This window comes from Longimicrobiaceae bacterium (assembly GCA_036375715.1).
In the GTDB taxonomy this organism is placed as follows: domain Bacteria; phylum Gemmatimonadota; class Gemmatimonadetes; order Longimicrobiales; family Longimicrobiaceae; genus DASVBS01.
This window is the reverse complement of record DASVBS010000045.1, coordinates 36,041-58,775: the sequence shown is the minus strand read 5'-3', so window position 1 is coordinate 58,775 and position 22,735 is coordinate 36,041. Positions and strand designations below refer to the sequence as shown.

The 22,735-nt window shown below is 65.9% G+C and carries 16 protein-coding genes; 6 read left to right on the top strand and 10 right to left on the bottom strand.

Going from position 1 to position 22,735, the window contains the following annotated elements; translation table 11 throughout:
• Genes lptC through VF167_08705 form a run of 5 tightly spaced genes read left to right on the top strand, consistent with a single transcriptional unit; the run spans window position 1 to window position 6,347 of the window.
• Window positions 1-561 carry an LPS export ABC transporter periplasmic protein LptC gene (gene lptC / locus VF167_08725; GenBank protein ID HEX6925502.1) on the top strand — a complete coding sequence of 187 codons (561 nt, stop codon included), beginning with the start codon at window positions 1-3 and terminating at the stop codon, window positions 559-561.
• Window positions 561-2,588 carry a hypothetical protein gene (locus VF167_08720; GenBank protein HEX6925501.1) on the top strand — a complete coding sequence of 676 codons (2,028 nt, stop codon included), beginning with the start codon at window positions 561-563 and terminating at the stop codon, window positions 2,586-2,588. The genes lptC and VF167_08720 overlap by 1 nt, the downstream gene beginning before the upstream one ends.
• 13 nt (window positions 2,589-2,601) lie before the next feature.
• Window positions 2,602-3,819: an LPS export ABC transporter ATP-binding protein gene (gene lptB / locus VF167_08715; GenBank protein ID HEX6925500.1), complete on the top strand. Its 1,218-nt coding sequence runs from the start codon at window positions 2,602-2,604 to the stop codon at window positions 3,817-3,819.
• 12 nt (window positions 3,820-3,831) lie between these two features.
• Window positions 3,832-5,337, top strand: coding sequence for an RNA polymerase factor sigma-54 (gene rpoN, locus VF167_08710; protein HEX6925499.1), 1,506 nt, complete (start codon window positions 3,832-3,834; stop codon window positions 5,335-5,337).
• Window positions 5,338-5,357: 20 nt separating this feature from the next.
• Window positions 5,358-6,347, top strand: a complete 990-nt coding sequence (locus VF167_08705) for a glycosyltransferase family 2 protein (GenBank protein ID HEX6925498.1) — start codon at window positions 5,358-5,360, stop codon at window positions 6,345-6,347.
• Between the two features lie 164 nt (window positions 6,348-6,511).
• Here the strand turns inward: VF167_08705 and greA are convergent, their stop codons facing one another.
• Window positions 6,512-6,994, bottom strand: coding sequence for a transcription elongation factor GreA (greA, locus tag VF167_08700; protein ID HEX6925497.1), 483 nt, complete (start codon window positions 6,992-6,994; stop codon window positions 6,512-6,514).
• Between the two features lie 359 nt (window positions 6,995-7,353).
• Between greA and VF167_08695 the strand changes: the two genes are divergently transcribed.
• Window positions 7,354-7,962, top strand: a complete 609-nt coding sequence (locus VF167_08695) for a methyltransferase domain-containing protein (GenBank protein HEX6925496.1) — start codon at window positions 7,354-7,356, stop codon at window positions 7,960-7,962.
• Between the two features lie 119 nt (window positions 7,963-8,081).
• Here the strand turns inward: VF167_08695 and VF167_08690 are convergent, their stop codons facing one another.
• The 9 genes from VF167_08690 to VF167_08650 form a co-directional block, all read right to left on the bottom strand.
• Window positions 8,082-11,030: a glycoside hydrolase family 2 TIM barrel-domain containing protein gene (locus tag VF167_08690; protein ID HEX6925495.1), complete on the bottom strand. Its 2,949-nt coding sequence runs from the start codon at window positions 11,028-11,030 to the stop codon at window positions 8,082-8,084.
• A 25-nt stretch (window positions 11,031-11,055) separates the two neighbouring features.
• Window positions 11,056-12,405: a RagB/SusD family nutrient uptake outer membrane protein gene (locus tag VF167_08685; GenBank protein ID HEX6925494.1), complete on the bottom strand. Its 1,350-nt coding sequence runs from the start codon at window positions 12,403-12,405 to the stop codon at window positions 11,056-11,058.
• Entirely contained in the window at window positions 12,365-12,673 is a 309-nt protein-coding gene (locus VF167_08680) for a hypothetical protein (protein ID HEX6925493.1), read from the bottom strand. The genes VF167_08685 and VF167_08680 overlap by 41 nt, the downstream gene beginning before the upstream one ends.
• A gap of 52 nt (window positions 12,674-12,725) precedes the next feature.
• Window positions 12,726-15,647: a TonB-dependent receptor gene (locus tag VF167_08675; GenBank protein ID HEX6925492.1), complete on the bottom strand. Its 2,922-nt coding sequence runs from the start codon at window positions 15,645-15,647 to the stop codon at window positions 12,726-12,728.
• A 378-nt stretch (window positions 15,648-16,025) separates the two neighbouring features.
• Entirely contained in the window at window positions 16,026-17,003 is a 978-nt protein-coding gene (locus VF167_08670) for a hypothetical protein (protein ID HEX6925491.1), read from the bottom strand.
• Window positions 17,004-17,069: 66 nt separating this feature from the next.
• A complete protein-coding gene (locus VF167_08665; protein HEX6925490.1) occupies window positions 17,070-19,460 on the bottom strand; it encodes a YfhO family protein in 2,391 nt (796 codons plus the stop codon).
• Window positions 19,457-20,590 (bottom strand): glycosyltransferase, encoded by a 1,134-nt coding sequence (locus VF167_08660; protein HEX6925489.1) that lies wholly within the window; start codon window positions 20,588-20,590, stop codon window positions 19,457-19,459. The genes VF167_08665 and VF167_08660 overlap by 4 nt, the downstream gene beginning before the upstream one ends.
• Window positions 20,590-21,495: a class I SAM-dependent methyltransferase gene (locus tag VF167_08655; GenBank protein HEX6925488.1), complete on the bottom strand. Its 906-nt coding sequence runs from the start codon at window positions 21,493-21,495 to the stop codon at window positions 20,590-20,592. Before VF167_08655 ends, VF167_08660 begins: the two co-directional genes overlap by 1 nt.
• Window positions 21,488-22,705, bottom strand: coding sequence for a glycosyltransferase family 4 protein (locus VF167_08650; GenBank protein ID HEX6925487.1), 1,218 nt, complete (start codon window positions 22,703-22,705; stop codon window positions 21,488-21,490). The genes VF167_08655 and VF167_08650 overlap by 8 nt, the downstream gene beginning before the upstream one ends.
• Window positions 22,706-22,735: the final 30 nt, after the last annotated feature.

Here is a 22,735-nt window from a genome sequence, read left to right as displayed (position 1 = left end):
ATGTGTTGGCGCTACCTAGTGACCGCTTTGCTGGCTACGGCGATCGCCGCCTGTGGGGACGATTCGGGGCGTTCTTCCGAGGTCCTCTCCCCCGACGATCTACCTCCGGGCGACATGACGTTTGGCGTGGAGCACGTGATGACGCGGAAGGGGGTGCGTACCGCGATTCTGCAGGCCGACACCGCGATTCAGCAGGAGAACGGCCGCCAGTGGGATCTGCGCGGCGTGTACATCCAGTTCTTCACCGAAACCGGGGCGGAATCCGGCACCCTGACCTCGAAGGCGGGCGAGTACACCCCCGATGACGGCTCCTTCATCGCCCGGGACGATGTCGTCCTGATCACGCAATCGGAGAACGGCGTCCGGCGTCTGGAGACGGAGGAGCTCCACTACGACGTCCGGTCTGAGGAGATATGGAGTGATTCGGCCTGGGTTCTGAACGAAGGGGGGAGCGTTTCGCGCGGCACTTCCTTCCGCTCCGACGTCAACGGGGAGAACTGGCGCGCGGTGGGCGTGGAAACCGAGAACATTTCGACAGGCGGGGGAGAGATCACCTTCTGATGCGTCGCTTCCTTCTCGCCGCTCTGGCGGGTCTCGCAATGCCGCTCGGCGTGGCAGACGCTCAGACCCCCGAGGGCGCCGCGCCCTCCGCCGGACGCGAGTGTCGGCTGCGGGTGCAGCCGGGAGGGGAGATGGCGCGCGAGGGAACGATCATCAACGTCTTCGATCCCTTCGAGGTGACCTGCGAGGACGGGGCGTACGTGCGGGCGGCGGCCGGGACGGTCGACCAGGTACAGCGTGTCGTGACCCTCACCGGAGACGTCTATTTCCAGGATGCGACGCGCTCTCTGACCTCCGATCACGCCGTCTACAACAGCGCGAGCGGGATGCTTCATGCGACCGGCAACGTCGTCTTCACCGATCGCGTGGAGGGGACGACGCTCTCCGGTCCCGAACTGGAGTACTATCGAGCGACCGAGGATCGGCCTCAGGCGCTGGTCAACGCCTACGGCCGGCCGCGGCTGACCATGCAGCGCCTGCCGACCGCTCGGGACTCGGCGCAGGCCGATTCGGTGCGGGAACAACCCGCCGCGCGAGATGCGGTTGAGACGGATTCGGCTGTTCCGGTGCGATTCCCGCCCGGGAGGGGCGGGGCGCCCGCCGACACCTCCGGGATGCCGCTGACCATCGATGCCGACCGCATGTCGATCCTGGGTGAGAACGACCTCACCGCGGTCGGTAACGTGGTCATCCAGGATGACCAGATGCGAGCGGTCGCGGACGAGGCGGAGCAGCGAGGATCGTCCGAGACGCTGGAGCTGCGTGGGAACGCGTCGATCCACAGCGCGGAGTACTCGCTGGAGGCGGCGGTGATCTTCGCCACCATTCCGGGAGGGGCCATCCGCGAGGTGGAGGCGCGGCGCGACGCGCGCCTGATCGGAGACGACCTCAACGTGGAGGCGCCGCAACTGAACCTCCTGTTCGAGGACGACCTGCTGCAGCGCACCGTGGCCCGGTCCGATCCGGCTATCGCGCCCGGCGTGCGGCCGCTGGCGACGTCACCGACCTTCCGCCTCGAGGCGGACTCGCTGGACGCGAGCCTGCCGGGGCAGAAGCTGGAGCTGGTAGTCGCGATCGGGAACGCGCGCGGCGAGATGATCGACACCACGCGGGCGCCGGTGGTGCCCGTCCGCTTCCCGGGCGACACGCTGGCAGCGGATACCCTGGCGGCCGACACGCTCGGCCTGCCGCCGGATTCGGCAGGTATCGCTCAGGGGCAGCGCCCGGTCGGGCAGCCTTCCGCTGACACGCTGGCCCTGGGCGAACCGGCTCCGGCCGCAGACAGCGCTGCGCGGGCCAGGGCGGACACGGCGGCACTCGCCGATCGTCAGCGGGGCGGGGTAGAGGCGATGTTTGCCAGCGGAGACAGCGTGGTGACGGTCAGCGCCGAACGCCTCGTTCAGAACGACTGGATCACCGGCGATACCATCACCGGGTACTTCACCACCATCGTGGAGTCGCCCGCCGACAGTGTCGAGGCGGCCGACATGGCGGGAGCAGCTACGGACGCCGAGGAAAACGGCGAGGCGAGCGATCCGTTGGTGGTGGGCGAGCCGGTGCGGGCGACACCCGCCGGAGCGGATACGGCCCTGGTGATGGAGCGGCTGGTGTCGGTGGGGAATGCCCGCTCGCTCTATCACGTCCCGCCGCAGGAGGGGGACTCGGTCGATGCGCGCCCCGGGATCAACTTCCTTTCGGCCGCCCGCATCGAGCTGATCTTCGCGGAAGGGCGGGTGAAGACCGCGGACGTGACGGGGCTCCGGCGCGGACTCTATCTCGAGCCCATGACCGCCGCCGATTCGGCGCGAGCGGCCGAGGCAGCCGATGAAGCGGAGGCGGCGGAGGGGCAGGCAGAGGGGCAGGAACCCGCCGACGACGATGGCGGAGCCGACATGCCGCCCGACACGGGCGAGTTCCCCCCGGAGACCGACGAGTTTCCGCCAGAGCCCGAGGAGTTTCCGGACGAGCCGTTTGGAGAGCCGGATCCGGGCATGGTGCCCGAGCCGTTCACGGAACCCGAACCGTAGAGTGGAGACGCAGATGGCTGACGAGCGGCCACCCATGGTGGACGAGCTGCTGGCGCGGACGGAGCGGGCCGACCTTTCGGCCCTGCTCACGTTGCGCGCGCTCGCCCTCCGTGAGAAAGCCGGGGAGGGGTGGGTCTCCTGCGCGGCGCTCGTGGACGAGCTGGAGCGCGAGCTCACGCGGTTGGGTGCCGCACCGGAGACGGGGCTGTCGCACGCCTCGAGGCCCTGGGAGCAGACTCCCCAGCCGAGCGAGGAGGAGCGCAATTACCTGCACGAGCACGTGGCCCGCATGCTCGCCGACCAGGGGCTGGTCGAGCTTCGCGGGACGAGTGGAGACGGCCTCGAGGGGAGCAGCGTCCGTCTCGCCCCGGCGCTGCGCGCGCGGCGAGACGCCTTGCAGGAGCGGGTGGAACGGCGCATCCGCGTGATCACCGAGGCGCCGACCACTCAGCGGGCCGTCCGAGAGCCGACCCCCGGGGGAAGCACGCTCGCTGCCTCCGGGCTGGTCAAGGTGTATCGAAAGCGGAAGGTGGTGAACAACGTCGACCTGCACGTGACGCAGGGGGAGATCGTGGGTCTGCTCGGCCCCAACGGGGCCGGGAAGACCACGACCTTCTACATGATGGTCGGCCTGATCGCCCCCGATGCCGGTCGCGTGACCATCGGCAAGGAAGACGTCACCGATACGCCGATGTTCCGGCGGGCTCGCAAGGGGATCGGCTACCTGGCGCAGGAGCCGTCGATCTTCCGCAAGCTGACGGTCGAGGAGAACGTGCGCGCCATTCTGCAGATGATGGGCCTCTCCAAGGAGGAGCAGCAGCGGCGCCTGGAGGTTCTGCTCGACGAGCTCGGGATCAAGCACCTGCGGCATTCCAAGGCATACGCCCTGTCCGGCGGAGAGCGGCGCCGGCTGGAGATCACCCGGGCGCTGGTAGGCCGTCCGAAGTTCATGTTGCTCGACGAGCCCTTCGCCGGGGTCGACCCGATCGCGGTGCACGACATCCAGCAGATCGTCGCCGACCTCCGCCAGCGCAACATCGGGGTACTGATCAGTGACCACAATGTAGAGCAAACGCTCGACATCGTGGATCGAGCATACATCATGTACGAAGGACGCGTGCGGGTTTCCGGTACGGTTTCTGAATTGGTATGGAATGACGAGGTGGCGGAGATCTACCTTGGCCCCACCCTGACCGCCCGCATGCGTCAGCGATACACAAATCCCGAGTAAGGGAGTCAGCTCATGAAGACGGGTCTGTACCAGGGCACTGCGCTCAAGCAGGAGATGAAGATCAATCCACGCCTGTATCAGGCGATGGATCTGCTCTATATGCCCCTGCTCGACCTGCAGCAGCACCTGAAGCAGGAACTGCTGAACAATCCCTTCCTCGAGATGGCAGAGGAGGCGGAGGCTGAAGAGGTTCCTGAGGTCAAGGAGGAAAAGAAGGAGGACGACGAAGAGATCGACTGGGAGGAGATCCTCCTCAACGGCTTCGAAGCGGGCGGTCGGCGCGAGGAGTACGAGCAGCGCGAGTACTACGAGCCGATCTCGGTGGCGACGCGGGATCTGGGCGACCACCTCCGGGACCAGCTCACCCTGCTGCGCCTCTCTCCGCGGGAGCTGCTGCTGGGCGAGGAGATCATCGGCAACATCAGCGACGAAGGGTACCTGGTCTGTCCGCTGGAGACGGTGGTTCAATCGCTGAACGAGTTCCTCGGGGAGGAAGGGTCGGACTGGGCTGGGTCGGAGGATGAGCAGCGCCCGTATACGATGCAGGAGGCGCAGGAGATGCTTCGGCTCATCCAGGGCTTCGATCCCCCGGGCATCGGCGCCCGCGACCTGCGGGAATGTATTCTCCTGCAGCTTCGGGACGCCGCCGCGCAGGAGTTGACGGCGAAGTCGGGCGGTATCGAGCCTACTGACGAGGAGCTGGAGGAGGTCCTTGCGGGATCACTCGCTTACCGCATCGCGCGGGACTACTTCGACCAGTTGATCAACCACCGGTGGTCGGAGATCTCGAAGGAGCTCTCGATCACGCCGCGCGACGTCCAGGACGCGGCCGACGAGATCTCCAAGCTGGATCCGAAGCCGGGGCTCAAGTACGGCAGTCACGACGACAACTACATCACCCCGGACCTGGTGGTGGAGAAGGTGGGTGACGATTACCTCGTCTTCCTCAACGACACCAACCTTCCGCGGCTCAAGCTCTCCAAGACCTATCGCGAGATCGCAAAGGACAAGAAGAAGTTCGCGGGCGAGAACAAGGAGTTCATCTCCAACAAGCTGAACTCGGCCAACTGGATGATCCAGGCGATCGAGCAGCGCCGGCAGACCATGCTGAAGGTGATGAACTTCATCGTCGACCGGCAGCGCGACTTCTTCGAGAAGGGCGTGCAGTACCTCAAGCCGCTCACCCTGCGGGAGGTCGCCGAGGTGATCGACATGCACGAGTCGACGGTCTCGCGGGTGACCAACGAGAAGTACGTGCAGACGCCGCGGGGCGTGTTGCCGCTGAAGTTCTTCTTCTCCTCGGGCCTGTCGACGACCTCGGGCGAGGAGGTATCCGCCCGCGGTATCAAGGCCCAGATCCAGAAGCTGGTCGCGGAGGAGAACCCGGCGAAGCCGCTCACCGACCAGGCGATCGTCAATATCCTGAAGAAGGAGGGGATCCAGATCGCCCGACGCACGGTCGCCAAGTATCGCGACCAGCTGGGCATCCTCTCCGCTCGGATGCGCAAGCGGGTGTGAGTCTAAGCTCCCAGGAGAGGATGGTAGAGCGAGGCTCCACCCCTGCCTCGTCGCCGTCCGACGGTCCGCAGATCCCCGAGGCGCTTCGCGCCGACTTTGCCGTCCTCATCCCCGCCTACAACGAGGTCGAGAACATGCCCGCGCTCTTCTCGGAGCTGCGGGCCACCTTCGCTCGCCATCGGCTGAACGGCGAGATCATCCTGGTCGACGATGGATCGACCGATGGCACCTACGAGGCGGCGGAACGGGAGGCGGCGGGAATGCCGCGGGCGAAGGTACTTCGGCACCGGCGGAACCAGGGGAAGACGGAGGCGATGGTGACCGGCGCGGCGGCGGCGGAGAGCACCTACGTCATCCTCTTCGACGCCGACCTGCAGCACGCGACCGAGGAGATCCCCCGCTTCCTCGCCAAGCTGGCGGAGGGGTGGGACATCGTGACCGGCCGAAAGGTGGGGCGGTATGAAAAGCAGGCGGTAAGCCGGACCTACAACTGGCTCTCGCAGCGCCTCTTCAACGTGCCGGTGCGGGACCTCAACTCAATGAAGGCCTTCCGACGGGAGATACTGGAGGAGATCCCGCTGCGGCACGACTGGCACCGCTTCTTCATCGTCCTGGCTCACGACCGCGGGTGGACGATGAGCGAGATCGACATCGAGCTGTTGCCGCGGCGGGCGGGGATGTCGAAGTACTCCGGCCGGAGCCGCATCGCGGTCGGCGTCAACGACCTGGTGGTGGTCTGGTTCTACCTGAAGTTCAGCGCCAAGCCGATGCAGTTCTTCGGTGGGTGGGGAATCGGTTTGATCCTGCTCGGCATTCTGGTCGGCCTGGTGGCCGTTGTGCTGCGCGTGGCGGGCTGGATGCCGCCCTTCGGTTACCGCCCGCTACTGACCCTGGTGCTGCTGCTGGAGACGGTGGGCTTTATGCTCTTCGGCTTCGGCTTCACCGCCGAGCTGATCGCCACTCTGCGCAGCGAGGTGGACCAGCTCAGGCGGCAGCGGCGGCAGCAGTAAATTACGAATTGCGAATAATTACGAATTACGAATTACGAATTACGGCTCCGCGGTTGGGATACAGCTGCGCGGAGCTGATGCGCCTGAGCGGAGTTCAAAATTCAAAATTAAGAATTCAAAATTCCGGCCAAGTAATTCGTATTCGCAATTCGTAATTCGTAATATTACCCCTCCCCTCCCGCCATCTGCGGCAGCGTCACCACTTCGGTGATCTTCAGCTTGCGGGAGCCCCGGGGGAGTTGCAGGGTCACCTCCTCTCCCACCTGTCTCCCCAGCAGGGTCTGCCCCAGTGGCGAGGCCATGGAGATCTGGCCGGTCTCGATGTCGATGTAATCGCCGAAGACCAGGGTGTAGACCTCCTCCTCCTTCGTCCGCAGGTCCTGCACAGTCACCCGGGAGCCGAAGCCGACCCGGTCCAGCGGGATCTCGGTCAGGTCGATTTTCGAGAGCTCCTGCATCCGCCGGGTGAGGTGGTTCAGTCGTGCCTGCACGAACTGCTGCCGCTCGAGCGCGGACTTGTATTCCGAGTTCTCCCGCAGGTCCCCGTGCTCTACCGCGGTCTTGATCGCGCGCGGGAGGGTGACCTGAAGCTCGTGGGTGAGCCGTTCGATCTCTTGTTCCAGCTTCGCTTTCAGCTCTTCCAGCATCTCAAGCTCGGTGCACAGATGGACAGGCCGCCCGGTCCGGAACCTTGGCGTGCGGGAACACAAAGGACGAGGACGGCGCGGGGCGGAGGAGCGCCTCCCGTCTTCGATCTGAGAGGGCTTCCCGTGATCATCGCAGCGATTTCCGGGAGGGTATCGGAACCGCCCGGGCATTCCGCGTTGTGCCGTCTTCGTCCTTAGGGTGTCCGCAGCCGTAGTCCGCGGGCATGGTGGACTGCGAGCAGAGATTGTACCGCCGCGCGGGCAAAGCCGCTACCCACATCCTTCGGCTGGCGATGGAATTCGAATGGCCCGCCCTGTAGATTCCCGGCACGCCGGTACATGCCCAGCCCATCGCCCGCATGCACAAGAACAGTCGTCTCCTCTTCGAGAAGTACGCACGCGATTTCTTTCTTCCCGAGCACCGGGTGCTGGAGATCGGGCCCGATCGGGAGCCCTCCACCTACCGCACCATCGTCGGGCCGACATTGGCCTGGGATACCCTCGACTTCGCCTCCCGCGCGGATGTGCCCCTCACCTACCGCACTACCGACGAGTATTCGTTCCCCGTGCCCGATGGCGCCTACGACGTGGTCTTCGCGGCTCAGGTGATCGAGCACGTACGGAAGATCTGGCGGTGGATGCCCGAGCTGGCACGCGTTTGCGCACCGGGCGGGCTGGTGATTGTCATCAACCCGGTCTCCTGGCATTACCACGAGTCGCCCGTGGACTGCTGGCGCATCTACCCGGAGGGGATGCGCGCCCTCTGTGACGACGCCGGCCTCCAAGTGGTCCTCTCCGAATGGGAGTGCGTGGAGCTGGAGAAGCTCGCCCGCCTTTCTCCTCGAAAGCTGCGGAAGCATCGGATCATGCAGCGGCTCTCCGGCGTGTTCGGAATCCTGAACGCCGGCCTGAAGTTTCCGGTGGAGGCGGCGTTCGACACCATCACCATCGCGCGGCGGCCATCCTGAGGGGAGAATTACGAATTACGAATTACGAAATGACAATTTTGAATTTTGAATTTTGAATTACGGACAGCGGGGCCGCCTCAGCGCCCTCTGTGTAATCCTCTGTGATCCTGTGTGGTTATCTACTGGAAGTCTGTCGCAAGCAACACCAGTCGCCTGTCGCCTCGATAAACGAGCGCGAGGCTTCTCGACGCCCTTGGCAGCGGAGTTTCGACTTCCACCGTCGCGCCTGCGGCGATGCGTGCGGGCTGGCGCGTCCCGTTCACCTCGATCTCGATCTCCAGTGGCACGTCGGCCGGGTTCCAGACCGTCGTCACCATGCGGCTGCGGTCTTCAGGGAGGCGCAGCCACACACGCCCTTCACCCACCGCCCCTGCACCGTCCGGGAGGCGCACGGCGCCGCCGAGGGTGAACTCGTAAGGACCGAACGGACGCCGGCCGCGAGGCACGTACTGGATCGCCGGACGGGTGTTCCAGCCTCCCGCCGCGCCGGCGAAGTGGAAACCCTCGTCGTCGATGCGCAGCGGATACTTGTCGCGAAGGCCTTCCGGAATCTCGGGAACCGTGTTCAACAGCAAACCGTTGTAGATCCCGGTCACCAGCCCACGCTCCGACCCGTACTCGCCCCAGACTATCTTCTCGGTCACCAGTGGATGGACGAAATGCGGCTCGTTCGTTCCCTGGTAGCGGATCAGGTTCGCCAGCAGCCGATCGGCCACCGGATCGATGCCGCTGCGGTTCACCAGGTCGAAGCCGGAGAGAATGACCGACCCCTCACCCGAGAACATCTCGACGAGCGCGACCCCCTCCAGGCCGTGGTCGTAGTTGGCCAGCACGGCGGTGTGTGCCAGATGGTCCCGATCGGTCAGCACAAAGCCCGATGTCACTGGGTAGACGGCGGGAAAGCCCGGGCGCCCTTCGTCCCAGCCGGTGTAGTCGGACCAGAGGTACAAGCGATCCCGGTCGATCCCGTCGAAGACCGGATGGTCCAGCCGCTCCGGGTTGACCGCCAGCGCATTGCGGAATGGCCGTCCTCCCGGATAAACCAGTGGGTGATCCAGCTCCTCGGTCTGCAACCGCACGGCGGTGGGCAGCCAGGACGGATCGAAGCGATCCGCTGACTGCCGAAGTACGATCGCGCGCCCTCCCTCGTCGACGAAGGCTCGGAGAGCTTCGGCTGAATCGGCGAGGGTCTCGTCCCAGGCCTCGGCGCCGATCACCAGTAGATCCGCTTCCGGGTCGAGCCCTGCGAGGTCGCTGGCGGCGCGAAACGGCACGCCCAGGTTGCGGAGCGCCGCGCCAGTGGCGCCTCTCGGATCGTAGAGCACCACCGTTCGATCGATCCGCGCCGGCTCCCCCACGAAGTCACGGCCGGCTACGAAGATCGGGGTCTCGTTCCGCGAGATCACCTCAGCGTTCCGCTCGAGCCTCCCCCGGAGCATGTACTCGCCCGTCGGTAAATCCTCCGGTAGCCGGATCTCCAGCCGGGTTCCCACCGCCTGGTAGTAGGCAACGTCAGGGAAGGGAAGGCGTCCTTCGGCTCGCTTGGTCCCGGCAGAGTCCACCAGGGCGTAGTGCAGCACCAGGTCGTCGAGCCCCTCGCCGCTCTCCGCATCGTTCACCACATGCGCCACGGGTCGGAGGGTACTGCCCGCATAGACCTGGGGGGTCCACAGCTCCCAGCTCAGCAGCACCGGCTGGTAGGAGACCGCGAACTGGTCCAGAACCGGCTTCGAGCCCATCTCGGCGAAGCTCCGTATCCCCCACCAGCGGTAGAAGGGGATGGAGAAGGGCATGATGCCGGCTAGGTAGGGGTTGCGGGCACGCAGGCGGCGGGTGATCTCGATCGCCTGCTTCGCGACGAGAGCCTGGTGCGCAAGCCCGCGCTCCGCCTGCTCGCTGTCCGGGGCGTGGCCTGTCCAGTTGAGCTGCGAGTCGGGCTGCTTGCTGCGCGATACCAAGTTGAAGCGGCCGTCCACCCCGGTGTAGTTGCCGACCGCTTCGGTCAGGGTGATCGGCTGCACCCGATCGGATCGCCAGCAGACGTGTGGGTCGCGTAGCGTGTAGTAACTGAGGAAGGAGTTGTAGTACCACCCCCAGTAGCGGTGGAGGTCGCAGACGTCGCCCGAGCGGCCGAATCCGTACCCTGCGTTCCCGATGTAGGGCCGGGTATCGTCCCACCGGCGCAGCTCGCGATAGACATTGGTGAGGAAGCGCTCAATCTCCTCGTGCCCGCGGCTCTTGTAGGAGATTTCCGGCGCCGCCTGCTCGTTGGAGAGCACGTAGATCACCACGCTGGGATGGTTGACGAGGGGCTCGAACACCTCCTCGCGATACCATTGCAGCGACTGCTCGAGGGGCTGCCTCGGAGGATAGGTGGCGCCGCCGCCTTCGGGAGTGCCGTAGTGCCCCTGGAAGATCAGCATCCCGACCTCGTCTGCCACGTCGAACCAGACCTGGGAATGGCGGGTCAGCCGGATGATGTTGACGCCGCTGCGCTTGAGCGCCTGCAGGTACTCGCGGGCGAAGCGAGGGTTTTCGTCGAGCGAATCTGGCAGCGTGCGATCCGGCGGGTTGATGGAGTTGCCCTTCAGGAAGACCGGGCGACCGTTGAGCAAGAAGCGGCCGTCCCGCACCTCGAAGCGCCTGAACCCGATGCGCGCAGTGCTTCGGAGTGTAGTGCTCGCATGCGCCACTTCGACTGTCAGCCGGTACAGATGGGGCGACTCCGGGCTCCAGCGCAGCGGGTCGAGTCCTTCCAGGCGGGCCGTAAGGCGCCCGACGTCTCCCTCAGCGACCGCGAGCTGTCCGAGCTCACCCGACCAGAGGTGGGTGCTATCGGTCTCGTTCACGATCGTGGCATTCACCGCCGCCCCGACGAGCGTGGCCGCGTTCGGCACCTCCACCTCGATCCGCACGCTGCTGGTGTCGGTGAAGGCGAGGACCTGCAGCGGGCCCTGGGCTACGGACTCGGTCGGGACGAGCGGCAGCAGCGCGCCGAGCAGAAGCTGCCGCCACCTGCTCCAACGCTGAGCTTTCCCGGATTGCCGGAGTCCGGCGACCGCCATCATGCGAATGTCCACCACGAGGCCCCGCTCAATACCCCGGGTTCTGCGGCATCGGCGTATCCACATTGGCGTCGATCACCGCCTGGGGGATCGGGAAGAGGGTATCACGCTCGACGATGTTCGGCGCGGCGAGCGGATTGTACTTCTTCACCCGCTCCAACAGGGTACCGGTGCGGATCAGCGTATAGCGCCGGTGCTCCTCGGTGACCAGCTCGCGCGAGCGCTCGTCCAGGATGAAATCCAGCGTGACGTCGTCAGGGCCGATCTCAGAGGCGTTCGACCGGCGGCGGACGATGTTGATGTTCTCCGCGGCCTCGGCGAGCTTGCCCTGCTTCATCTGCGCCTCGGCCAGTAGGAGGTAGGTTTCGGCGAGACGCAAGTACGGCTGGTTCTGGTACTGACGAGCTCCGTCGATGTCTTGCGGGTCGACCCAGTCCCATTTGCGGGTGCTCGGCCAGTATTCGTTCGTCTCCGACTCCTGCTCCCAGCTGAGGTATACGGTGTCCCCGAGCTCCTTTCCTTCGGGCAGGCGGTCGGGATCGTTGTAGAGGTAGAACTTCCGAATGGCGAAGTCGGAGCCGCGATCGTCCTGCGGTTCGTAAAGGTTGAGCGCCCACGACGTAATCCCCAACCGTCCGATGCCGCGTCCGCCGTATTCCGCGGATACCTGGAGCCCGGGGATGGTGTAGTAGCGGTTCACCCAATATCGCCGCATGATGCTCTGCCCACCGCCCGGCGTGTCGACCTGGTACTGGAAGACCCAGAGCGCCTCGGTATTCCCCTGGTCGCGGTTGACGTTGCCGTCCTGAAACTGATCCATGAAGGGCACGCCCGGTTCGGAGGCCTTTGCGCCATAGCGTTCGGTGATCAGAGTGTAGTTGCCACCGTTTATCACCGCAGCCGCCTTTTCCTCCGCCTCGGCCGGACGATCCATGGCCAGGTAGAGCTCCGCCAGATAGTGGCGCGCCACGGCCTTGCTCACACGCCCGGGGCTCGAGGGTATCTCCGGCAGATACTGCTCGGCGAACAGGAGGTCATCCTCCATCTGCGCCCACACTTCGGCTTTCGGCGTCCGCTCCCAGTCTGTGCGGATCGATTCGCCGGAAGCTTCCTCCAGATTCAACGGCACGTCACCCCATAAGTACGTCAGGTGGCGGTACGCCCAAGCGCGGAACAGGCGCGCCTGGGCCAGGATCTCGTTCTTCTGCCGTTCGGTCCAGTCGATGTCGGGGTTCTCCGCGCGCTGGATGATCGTGTTCGCGGCGTTTATGGTCTGGTAGAGCCAGGTCCAGATGTCGAGATAGAAGCCCTCCTGGGGATTGTTGCGCACGCCCCATTCATTGAAGATCCGCCCCATTCCGGACGCGGTGGTTGCCAAACGCATTGTCGACGCCCACCGTCGCGATCATTGCCCGCAGCTCGTTCGAGCCGTCGCCGCTCACGCCTTCCCGCTCCTTACGCACCTGTGCGTACAGGGCATTGATTCCCGCCTCGAAGCCCGCCAGGTCGACGTACAGATTCTCCGGGACGATGATGTGGGGAGGATCCTCGTCGAGAATTCCATCGTCGCACGCACCCAGCGTGATGCTCGCTGCAGCCATCAGGGTAGCGCCGATATAGCGGGTGATCCGTCGATGTATAGTCATAGTTCCGGCTTCGCGGTTCGTGGGTGAATGTGCCTGTCCGTTGGTTCCTCGTTCAGAACTGGACATTGACTCCTCCCACGATCACCCGCTCCAGGGGCACACCCCGCTGGTTGGCGTTGCTCAGCTCCGGGTCCATCCCCGTCCAGTCGGTGTGCGTCCACAGGTTCCGTCCGTTGAGGTAGACGCGCATTGAGCCCGCCCCAAGCCGCTCAGTGAAGGAGGGCGGCAGGTCGTAGGAGAGGGTGACGTCTCTTAGCCGGATGAAGCTGGCATCCTCCAGGAAGGGGACACTGAAGGGGTTCGAATCATCGCTGTTGCGCGGCACGGTGTTGCTCGGGTTTTCCGGGGTCCAGTAATCCTGCCAGATGGTGTTTCTGCGCAACTCCGTGTGCACCAGGTTCAGCGCCCGCAGATTGTTCTCGCGCTCCACTCCCTGAACGGTGTAGAGGGACGCGCTGAGGGAGACGCCCTTGTATGTGAAGGTGTTGATCAGACCGGCGATGTAGTCCGGCTCGAGGTCGCCGACGAATGTGCGATCGTCGGTGTTGATCACGCCGTCACCGTTCTGATCCACGATACGCACGTCGCCGGGGACCGCGTCAGGCTGTGCCGAGTTGGCGATGTCGTCGCCCTCCTGCCAGATCCCATCGAACTCGTAGTCGTAGAGCACATTGATCGGGTGGCCAATGAACCACCGGTTGGCGACGTCGTCCTGACCGTCGCCGTAGAGGTCGACGATCTCGTTCCGGTTCGCAGAGATGTTGAAGTCCGTGCGCCAGGAAAGATCCGGCCGGTCGAGGTTGAGGGACGAGAGCTGCAGCTCGATCCCTTTGTTCGCCGTCTTCCCGATGTTCTCGGTGATGCGCGTGATCCCATGCACCGGTGAGATCAGCCGGTTCAGCAGCAGGTCGCGGGTGCGCGCCCGGTACGCGTCGATGCTGCCGGTCAATCGATCTCCCCAGAAGCCGAAGTCGAGGCCGACGTTGAGCGAAGTCGTCGTCTCCCAGCGGAGATCGGGGTTGCCGAGTGCAGACGGGATGAACCCGGGTGCGGTCATCCCGTTCTCCACGTACGACTCGTCACTCAGGCGTGCGAGGGTCCGATAGGGCGAGATTGCCTGGTTACCATTCTTGCCCCATGAGGCGCGCAGCTTGAGTGAGGTCACCGGCCCTTCGGCCGGGAAGAACGGCTCGTTCGAGACGTTCCAGCCGAGCGCGAACGAGGGGAACACACCGTATTTGTAGTTCGATCCGAACCCGGAGTAGCCGTCACGACGGGCGGTCAACGTGACCAGATAGCGTTCGTCGTAGCTGTAGTTCAGGCGTCCCATCTGCGAGACCAGCCGGGAGTGGCTCACCACGTACGACGGCTCCACCAGCGCACCTACGTTGGCCTGGTAGTAGGTGAGCACGTCGTTGGGGAAACCTTCTGAGGCGAGGTGGTCCTCTTCGACGTTGTTCCCCTGGACGCTGAGCAGCGCGGTGAGGTCCAGGCCGTGGGCGCCGAAATCCCGCTGGAAACGCAGGACGTTCTCGGCGGTCCAATCGAAGCGGGTGGCGTTTTCGGTGATTGCGCGTCCCTGCCTATCGAGCCCCGTCCGCGTGTTACGGCCCCAGTAGCGACCCAGCTCGTGGTTGGCGAAGTCGATCCCCGCGTTGAGGCGGTAGGTCAATCCGTCGATCGGAAGGTCGAGTTCGAGATAGTTGCTGGTGAAGATCCGCCGACTCACGTCATCGTCGACCACCAGGGTCCCGTCGAGCGGATTACCCCAGAAGACGTCCTCTGGCCAGGGCGTGGTGGTGAGCGTGCCGTCCGGGTTGAAGGCGTTGGTGAGCGGGTTCATGAAGAAGGCCGCCTCGAAGTTCGCGTCCATCCCACTCCGGTCCGTGTAGGACATGTGGGTGCTGGTTCCGAGGCGTAGCCAGGACTTGAGCTCCTGGTCGAGGTTCACGCGGAGGGAGTAGCGCTCGAAATCGTCGTTGTTGGCAACCCCGGCCACATCGAGCAGCGATCCGGCGATGTAGAAGCGCGTGCCGCCGGCGCCACCGGAGAAGGAGAGGTTGTGTTGCTGCTGGGTGCCGGTGCGCGTCGCCAGGTCGAGCCAGTCAACCCAGCGGCCCGCGTTCAGGTTCTCCAGCTCGGTCGCAGTGAGAGCATCCTCACAGTTGACCCCGCCGTTCAACCGTTCGCACTTGAACCGGGCGAACTCAGGCCCGGTCATCAGGCGTGGCAGATTGGTGATCTGCTGCACGCCCGCGTATCCCTCGTAAGCGATCCGGGGGGCGCCGCCGCCCTTCTTGGTGGTGATGAGGATGACGCCGTTCGATCCGCGGGCACCGTAAATCGCGGCGGCGGAGGCGTCCTTGAGCACGCTGATCGCGGCTACGTCGTTCTGGTTGATCTCCGAGATCGGCCCTTCGTAAGGGATTCCGTCGACTACGATCAGTGGCTCATTGCTGGCCGTGATCGAGTTCCGTCCGCGGATCTGAAAGGTGTTATTGGGCTCCGCGCCGGCGCCGGTGGTGGTGATGGAGACGCCGGGGACGGCGCCCTGCAGCGATTGTTCGATGGTGACCGTGGCGCGATCCTCGAGCTGCCGTTGGTCGATCGTGGACACCGACCCGGTCACGTCGCTCCGCTGCTGTGTTCCGTAACCCACCACCACGACCCCTTCCAGGGCCACGGCGCTCTGCTGCAGGCGGACCACGACGTTGGTCTGTCCGCCGAGGGCGACCTCGGCGGTCTCGTAACCGAGCACGGTGACGCTAAGGGAAGCATCCGGCCCCGGGACACTCACCGTGAACCGGCCCTCAGCGTCGGTGGCGGTGCTCTGGCCGGTCTCCACGACGGTGACCGAGGCACCCTGAATCGGCTCTTCGGTCGCTGCGTTCACCACCTGACCCCGAACGGTGATCTGCTGTGCCTGCAGTCTGACGCCGGGCCAGAGGAGGAGAAGGAGGAGTGACCAGCTCATTAGTGGGATCCCGCTGAACCTGAAGGTTCTCATGGTTCGGCCATGTTCGCAGGAAAAAAGAGTCCGGAGGCGAGTCGCCTGCGGACGGGACAGATCGGATCTCGAACGTCTGGTGCTTCCACTGGCTGCGGCGGATCTATAACGCGTCGAGCGTCCTGATGCGGACAGGAAGTGCTTCGATGCAGCTGGAGCGTTGGACGGAAGGCGAGGTTAGTGGAGGAGGGACGTGGTCGTGTGGCGCCGAAGTGGTGGCGGCATGTATGGAGTCTTGCCCGAGGGCATGCGTCCATGCGCGGTGGGGTTATAGTTATTAGGTCAAAAAATTCAGCGGCGCACCTTAAGGAGGTGAGAGGCGGGTGTCAACTGCGTGGCGTCTGGTCAGGTAAGTCCATCGTCGGTGCCCTCTGTGTCATCCTCTGTTGTCCTCTGTGGCTCCCCCGGCGATGGAAAGCTGGGTCCAGATCGCGGCAGGAGGAACAGCGCAGGGATCGCCTCCCCCGCGATGCTCCACAGGCGCGCGAGCACGGCCAGGGAGGCGGCCACCGAGGTGGGAAGGAGCCCTGCTAGGAGCAGAGTCAGCGCCGCATCCTTGAAGCCGAGCCCGGCGGGGGCGAAAAAGGCGAGATAGCCGACCAGGAAGGCAAAGGCATGGATCGCCGTGACGGCCGGTAGCAGCGTGGGCGGCAGGGGCACGAAGGCGCGCAGGAAGAAAAAGAAAGCCAGGCCATACGCCAGCCAGAGGAGTGTCGCCAGGAGCAGAAGGACGAGACCCATCCGCCACGATCCCCGCCACTCGACGGTGGTGCGCCGCGAAACCCGCGCGAGCACGCCCACCATCGCCCGGATCACAGCCGGGTGCACCCCCAACAGCGCCAGCGGCGCAAGCCAGCGCAGGTCACGGAGCAGTGGATAGGCATCGCCCAGCGGCGAGAGGGGAAGCACGATCACTCCGATGCCTGCCGCCGAGAGCAGCATGAATCCCATCTGCACCAGCAGCGAGGTGATCGAGAGCACCGGGGTCAATCCCGCCGCACCCGAGAACTGGGCAAGGCTCACGAACTGCCAGACGACGCCAGGAATGTAGCGGCTCAGGTTGGCAAGGAACCAGGTGCGGGCGAGCGGGAGCAGCGGGATGCGAACGCCGAACGACCTCAGCACCAGGGCCCAGAAAGCGACCCCGGCTGCCAGGACCACCATCAACGCGACGAGGGAGAGCGCCAGCACCGCGGGTCGGAGCTGCCAGTCGAACTCCCGCACCGCGTCGAAGTTGCGGACGATCTCCCGCGCGAGAAAAGCGAACGCGGCGGCGATCAGCAGGAAGGAGATCAGCCGCCGCAGCCGGGGTGAGATGGTCACCGGCGAACCGAAGCACCTGATGGTCCGACTCCGCCCAGCGCGAAGGCCAGGCGGCGACTGCCCGAATCAGACGTCATGCGCCACCCGCCTCCGGCGCATGATACCCACGAGCAGCCAGAGCCCGTACAGCGCGAGGATCGCCATCCCGACCAGGTAGATATAGAAGCCGGTGAACAGGTCCGTCGGCTCGTAGGTGAACTCGACCTGGTGCTCCCCCGCCGGCACGACCACGCCTCGCAGCGTGTGGTTCACCCGGTAGATCGGGGTTTCCTCGCCGTCGATTCGCGCCACCCACCCCTGGTAGTAGTTGTCCGCCAACACCAGCATGGCGGGGCGGGACGGGTTTGCCTGCACCACCACACGGTCGGGCTCGTGCTCGGTGACTCGCGCTTCGCCCGTCAGCTCGCCGCCGGGGACCTCCAGCGGCTCGTCCGTGCTCACCAGGGCGACTTGCGTCGGCTCGAAGCCGTCTCGCTCCATGCGCTCGAGCGCGGCGTCCTCACCCGGAACGATTTCTATTTCCGGCACCAGGTAGGCACGGGGAAGAGCCGCGGTATCCTCGTACACGGCGGCGGATCCGGCGTATGCCAGCCGCAGGTTCGGATGCGACAGCGGCACGGCGCTGACCACGTAGCGGACGTTGGCCGCCTCGAGGAAGCCAGGTGTGCTGGTGAAGCCGATCGCCTGACCTCCCTCGGGCGTGCTTACCACCTGCGGATCCCGCAGGAAGTTGTGCCAGTCGACGTAGGTCTCCTGACCGGCTCCCAGGTACTCGTTCCAGCGCTGAAGCTGGTTCCCGTGTTCGCCACCAGCCTGCTCGATGCCGAAGTGCATCAGATAATTGCCCGCCACGCCGCGATAGACCATCCCGGCGGGGAAGGGAAGGTGCCACACGCGGAAAGGCTCAGGCTGCTGCTGGAGGAAATTCACGACGTCGTCCGCCGCGAACATCTCGTCCGGAGGCGGCACGGTGTCGAAGAAGTCGCGATCCACGATCCACAGGTCGAGCACGGCGATCGCCGAGAGGAGGAGCGCCACCAGCGTCGTCCCCATCGATCCGCGCAGCCAGAGCCAGAGAATGACCCCGGTCCCCGCGGCGAAGAGAGCGAAGCGGTAGGCGGCCGGTCCGGCCTCGCCGGCGGCCATTCCGCCCAGGAGGAAGCCGACGACCACCACCGCGGCCAGGATCAACGGTACAACCCGCAGTTCGGCGTCGTCGCCCCTGATCCCCCGGAGCGGCTTTGTGCGCTCCTCGACCGCCTCCGCCAGGCGTTCCAGCGCGAGCGTGGCCATGCAGACCAGCGCGAAGGCGACGACAAAGAAGGCAATCCCCGGCGCGCGGAAGCGCTTGGTTCCCGGCAGGATCTCGTACCACAGCCGGTAGATCGGGGTGCTTCCTCCCAGGGCGATGGTCAGGGCAAAGACTCCCAGGCCGACGAAGAGCCACCAGTACCGGTTCCGCCGGGCGTTGTAGAAGCCCACCGCAGCCAGCAGGAGCACGACCGCGCCCACGTACTCCGTGTGGAGCTTCATGGGATTGGTGCCGCGGTAGGTGTCCAGGTAGCCGATCAGCTCCGGCACGGCGACGGCGGACAGCTCCGGCAGCGGCATCGAGAACGACACCGAGTATTCGTATCCCCGCCCGCCGCTCTCGCCGCGCGGCGATTGCGCCACGTAGTCGAGGAAGGGGAGGAAGTTCACCGACGCGAGCGCAAAACCGAAGGCCACGGCACCCAGACCCATGGCGAGCACCTTCGCCAGCCGCAGCCGGTCGCGATGGACGCCCAGGGAGAAGATCAGGAAAACGGCCCAGATGGCCCCCGAGAGGAGCAGGTAGTAGGAGTTCTGGATCTGAAACGAGAGCAGGCAGAACCCGATGACCGCCGCGGACCCGGCGAAGGCGGGAAGGGAAGCGGTGCGGATCCCGGCGTGCAGCAGGTAGAAGAGCAGGGGCAGGAAGGTCGCCACGATGATGCGACCCTCGTGGCCCGCCAGTACCCAGGACATGATGACCCCGGTGAACTGGAAGGTCAGCCCCGCAACGAACGCCACCCACGGCCGTGCCTTGAGCTCGCGGGCGAGCAGGTACATCCCGATCCCCGCCAGGGTGAACTGGATCACGAACAGCGTAGGCCAGACCTTCGAGACGGGAAAGATCAGGTCGGCCAGGAAGCGAAACGGGTAGTACGTGCTCCCCGGGTTGGCGAAGAGCGGGAGACCGCCGTACACGTAGGGTACCCACTTGGGGAGCGCCCCCTCCGCAAAGCGAGCCGAGATGAACTCGTGGAAGAAGTATCCGCCCGCCAGGTAGTCGCTCCCGTAGATGTGCTGACCGGGAAGGAAGGCCGGGAGGAAGTAGGCCACGGCGAGGGCGAAGTAGATCGCCAGAGCGGTCCATCCGCCTATGGAGAGACCGCCGTGGGAGGATTTCCGTTCCGTTTCCTGTCGATCGGTCATGCGGAGGAAGGTGCGGGTGAATACGAGCCGACATCACCGGCGATCGCTCGCAGGTAGTCCAGGTGCGCACGAGCCACCGTGTCCCAGGAAAACCGGGCCGCGGATCGGCGCGCTTCCGCGCTCATCGCGGCGCGCAGGTCCGCGTCGGCGGCGAGCCGCGACATGGCTGCGGCCAGCGCCGCGGGATCCGCCGGGGGCACGATCAGGCCCGTCGAGCCGGAGATCACGATCTCCTCGACCGCTCCCACCCGGCTTGCGATGACCGGCACCGCGGCCGCCATCGCCTCGGCCGGCGCCATGGGTAGTCCTTCCAGGCGCGACGGCATCACCATCGCCAGCGCGCCCGCCATCAACGTCAACACCTGCGCCCGCGCAGGACGCGGGATGAGCTCGACCGCGGAAGCCAGCCCAGACTCGCGGATCATCTCCACCAGCTCAGCCTCGTCCTTTCCGCGGCCGGCAATCACCAGACGGAAGCCCGGATGATCCGCCCGGAAGCGCGCAAAGGCGGCAAGCAGGGTATCCAGCCCCTTCTGGTAGATGTCGAGTCGCCCATAGAAGAGGAAGTGGTCGGCCTCCTCACGCTGCACGGCGGTGAACTCGGGAGGTACTCCACTCCCTACCGGCACGATCCGGGTTCCCGGGGCGACCAGGGGCTGTAGCTGCTCGACCATCCAGCGGGAGGTCGTGCTGATCCAACGGGCGGAACGGATGCCCGCCACCTCCACGCGATTCACCAGGGCTGCGCCCGGCGCGCCCCACCGACCGCCAGCGGTCGGACCGTGAAGCATGTGGACCACGAGTCCGACGGGACGATCGCGCGGCAGCCGGATCGGCGTGTAGACCGAGTAATCGAACAGGCCGACGTCGTAGTCGCCTCGCGCCAGCAACCGCGTGGCGGCCAGACCGTAGGTGAGGCGGCTCGCGGCGTAGGGGCGGGGCAGGCCCAGCCGCCGATAGTGGATCCCGTCGATTTCGCGATCCGCGGCGCCGGGGAAGGCCCCCGTGGCGACTGTCGCCTCTACCTCTCCCACCAGCCGCCGGTACAGCTCGCGTACGCGCAGCGCGCCGCCGCCACCCACCCAGGGGTTGTCCGGATCGTCGTAGATGCAGTGCAGAACGCGCAGCATCAGGAGCGCTTACGGGCCAGGAAGATATTCGCTCCCAGGGCGACGTCCCAGAACGCCGCGGCCACCGGGCTCCCGGTGGCGGCCGGATGCTCGGCCACCCAACGAGCCACCCGCCGCTTCAGCGGCGAAGAGAGTGCCGCGGGATCGCCGATCCGCTCTCGCAGGTAACGGATCCACAGGTCGCGCGGCGGCGCGAGCAACTCGAAGCCCCGCGCGCGCAGCCGCGACAGAACCCAGCGACGCGTGGGAATCCATCCGACCCCGTAGTTCCCCTGGCCGCCTCCGCGCACCCGCTCGAAGTACCACTTCTGGACCGGGCGCGGCATCAGCACGAGGCCGGCCATCCCGTAGTGTGGATCACTGACCAGGCTGTGGATCGCGAATGGCTTCGGCGTCACCAGGTAGAGCAGACCTCCCGGGCGGAGCACCCGGTCGATCTCGTCCAGAGTGCGCTCGCGGTCCTGCACGTGCTCCAGCACGTTGTCCAGCAGCACCAGGTCGAAGGAGGCCCTCTCGTAGGGTAGCTCCTCCGCCACGCCCACGCGCAGGTCCACCGTGACGCCGTGCTCCTCCGCCCGCACCCGGCCGCGCTCCACCGAGAGCTCGAAGGGTTCGATGCCGAAGGCCCGGGCGCCGGCTTCGGCGAAGGCGATCGCGACGCCCGCATCACCGCAGCCGACATCGAGCACACGCGTGCCCTCGATCCGCAATTCAGGAGCTCGCTCCGCCAGCAGCGCCAGGATCGAGCGGCCGCGGGCGTACTCCGAGAGATAGTGGCTCTTCCACTTGTCGAAGTTGCGCGAGTCCCACCAGGTCGAGCGCGCCGACTCCAGCAGCGCCTCGTAACGCGGGGTAGGGGGCGGCGCGGCCTCATTTCCGCCGCGGACGGTTCGCTCGTTACGCATCCGCTCGGACCAATCTCGCGGGCAGGACGGAGGCATAGACCGCTGCTAGCCGGTCGAGGATCGACTCCCAGGAAAAGCGCTCGCGCACGTCCTGTCTAGCCGCCTCGCCGAGGCGGCGGGTCTCGAGAGGGTCGCGGGCGAACCGCTCGATTGCCGAGGCGAGGGCAGGCGCGTCGCCGGGTGGCACCAGCAGGCCGTTCTCACTCTCGCGAACGATGTCCGTGATACCTCCCGCGCGCGAGGCGATCACCGGCTTGCCGAAGCTCATCGCTTCCAGCAGCACCACGCCGAGGCCCTCGACGTCACCCTTGGCGTCCGTGACCGCAGGGAGGACGAGCGCATCCGATTCGCGGAGCTTGGCTTCCAGGCGCTCGCGCGGGACGTACCCGTGGAATTCCACGCGCTCCTGGATGCCCAGCGAGCGAGCCCGGTGTTCCAGCGGCCGCCGCTCCGGACCATCGCCGATGACCTCCAGACGAATCGGGGGCTCCTCCGGGAGGAGGGCCAGCGCGTCGAGCAGCACGTGCACCCCCTTGCGCTCTACCAACCGGCCGACGAAGAGCAGTCGCAGCCCGGAGTGCAGGGGCTCTACGGGAGCGGGCGTGGCCTCGTCCGCTTCCACGGCCGCTCCGAAGGGGATGATCACCGGGTGCGCGCCCGGTGCGATCCGGTCGAGCAGCGAGGCCGTGTGGGTGGAGATCGCCGTCACTGCATCCGCGCCCCGAACGATCGCCCGCAGAACCGGGCGCAGAGCTTGGAGCTGCGTCTCCACCCAGGTGAGCTCCACGCCGAAGAAGGTCTCGACCAGCGGAATTCCGGCCGCGCGCTTGGCGGCAATGCCGAGCAGGCCGTGGGGAAGGGGCCAGAAGGCGTGCACGAGGTCGAAGCCGCCCTCGCGCGCGAGGCGACGCGCGGCGCGCATCCCGCCCAGCAGGTAGCCGGGGAGGAGCGAGGCCATCACCGGTCGTTCACGAATTCGATCCGGCGCCGTCTGGTCGTGGGTCAGCGTCTCCCAGGGACGGGGGGCGTAGCGGAAGCGATGGACGACGATGTCGTGGACGCGCTGGCTAGGGAGGCCGCGGTAGGCGGGTGCGAGCACCTCCACCTCGATCCTGCGCTCGCGGAGCCGGGTGATCATCTCCACCAGCCAGGGGGTGATGACGTCCTCCGGATTTCGCGGAAACGCGGTGACGATGTAGAGGGCTTTCACTTGTCGGCATCAGGGGCCGCGAGTAGTTTC

Coding starts and splice junctions, on each gene's coding strand:
- VF167_08660 (HEX6925489.1), bottom strand. CDS start 20,590: ATGCTGCGCGTTCTGCACTGCATCTACGACGATCCGGACAACCCCTGG.
- VF167_08720 (HEX6925501.1), top strand. CDS start 561: ATGCGTCGCTTCCTTCTCGCCGCTCTGGCGGGTCTCGCAATGCCGCTC.
- VF167_08665 (HEX6925490.1), bottom strand. CDS start 19,460: ATGACCGATCGACAGGAAACGGAACGGAAATCCTCCCACGGCGGTCTC.
- VF167_08695 (HEX6925496.1), top strand. CDS start 7,354: ATGCACAAGAACAGTCGTCTCCTCTTCGAGAAGTACGCACGCGATTTC.
- VF167_08705 (HEX6925498.1), top strand. CDS start 5,358: ATGGTAGAGCGAGGCTCCACCCCTGCCTCGTCGCCGTCCGACGGTCCG.
- VF167_08690 (HEX6925495.1), bottom strand. CDS start 11,030: ATGATGGCGGTCGCCGGACTCCGGCAATCCGGGAAAGCTCAGCGTTGG.
- VF167_08655 (HEX6925488.1), bottom strand. CDS start 21,495: ATGCGTAACGAGCGAACCGTCCGCGGCGGAAATGAGGCCGCGCCGCCC.
- rpoN (HEX6925499.1), top strand. CDS start 3,832: ATGAAGACGGGTCTGTACCAGGGCACTGCGCTCAAGCAGGAGATGAAG.
- lptC (HEX6925502.1), top strand. CDS start 1: ATGTGTTGGCGCTACCTAGTGACCGCTTTGCTGGCTACGGCGATCGCC.
- VF167_08675 (HEX6925492.1), bottom strand. CDS start 15,647: ATGAGCTGGTCACTCCTCCTTCTCCTCCTCTGGCCCGGCGTCAGACTG.
- VF167_08680 (HEX6925493.1), bottom strand. CDS start 12,673: ATGACTATACATCGACGGATCACCCGCTATATCGGCGCTACCCTGATG.
- lptB (HEX6925500.1), top strand. CDS start 2,602: ATGGCTGACGAGCGGCCACCCATGGTGGACGAGCTGCTGGCGCGGACG.
- greA (HEX6925497.1), bottom strand. CDS start 6,994: ATGCTGGAAGAGCTGAAAGCGAAGCTGGAACAAGAGATCGAACGGCTC.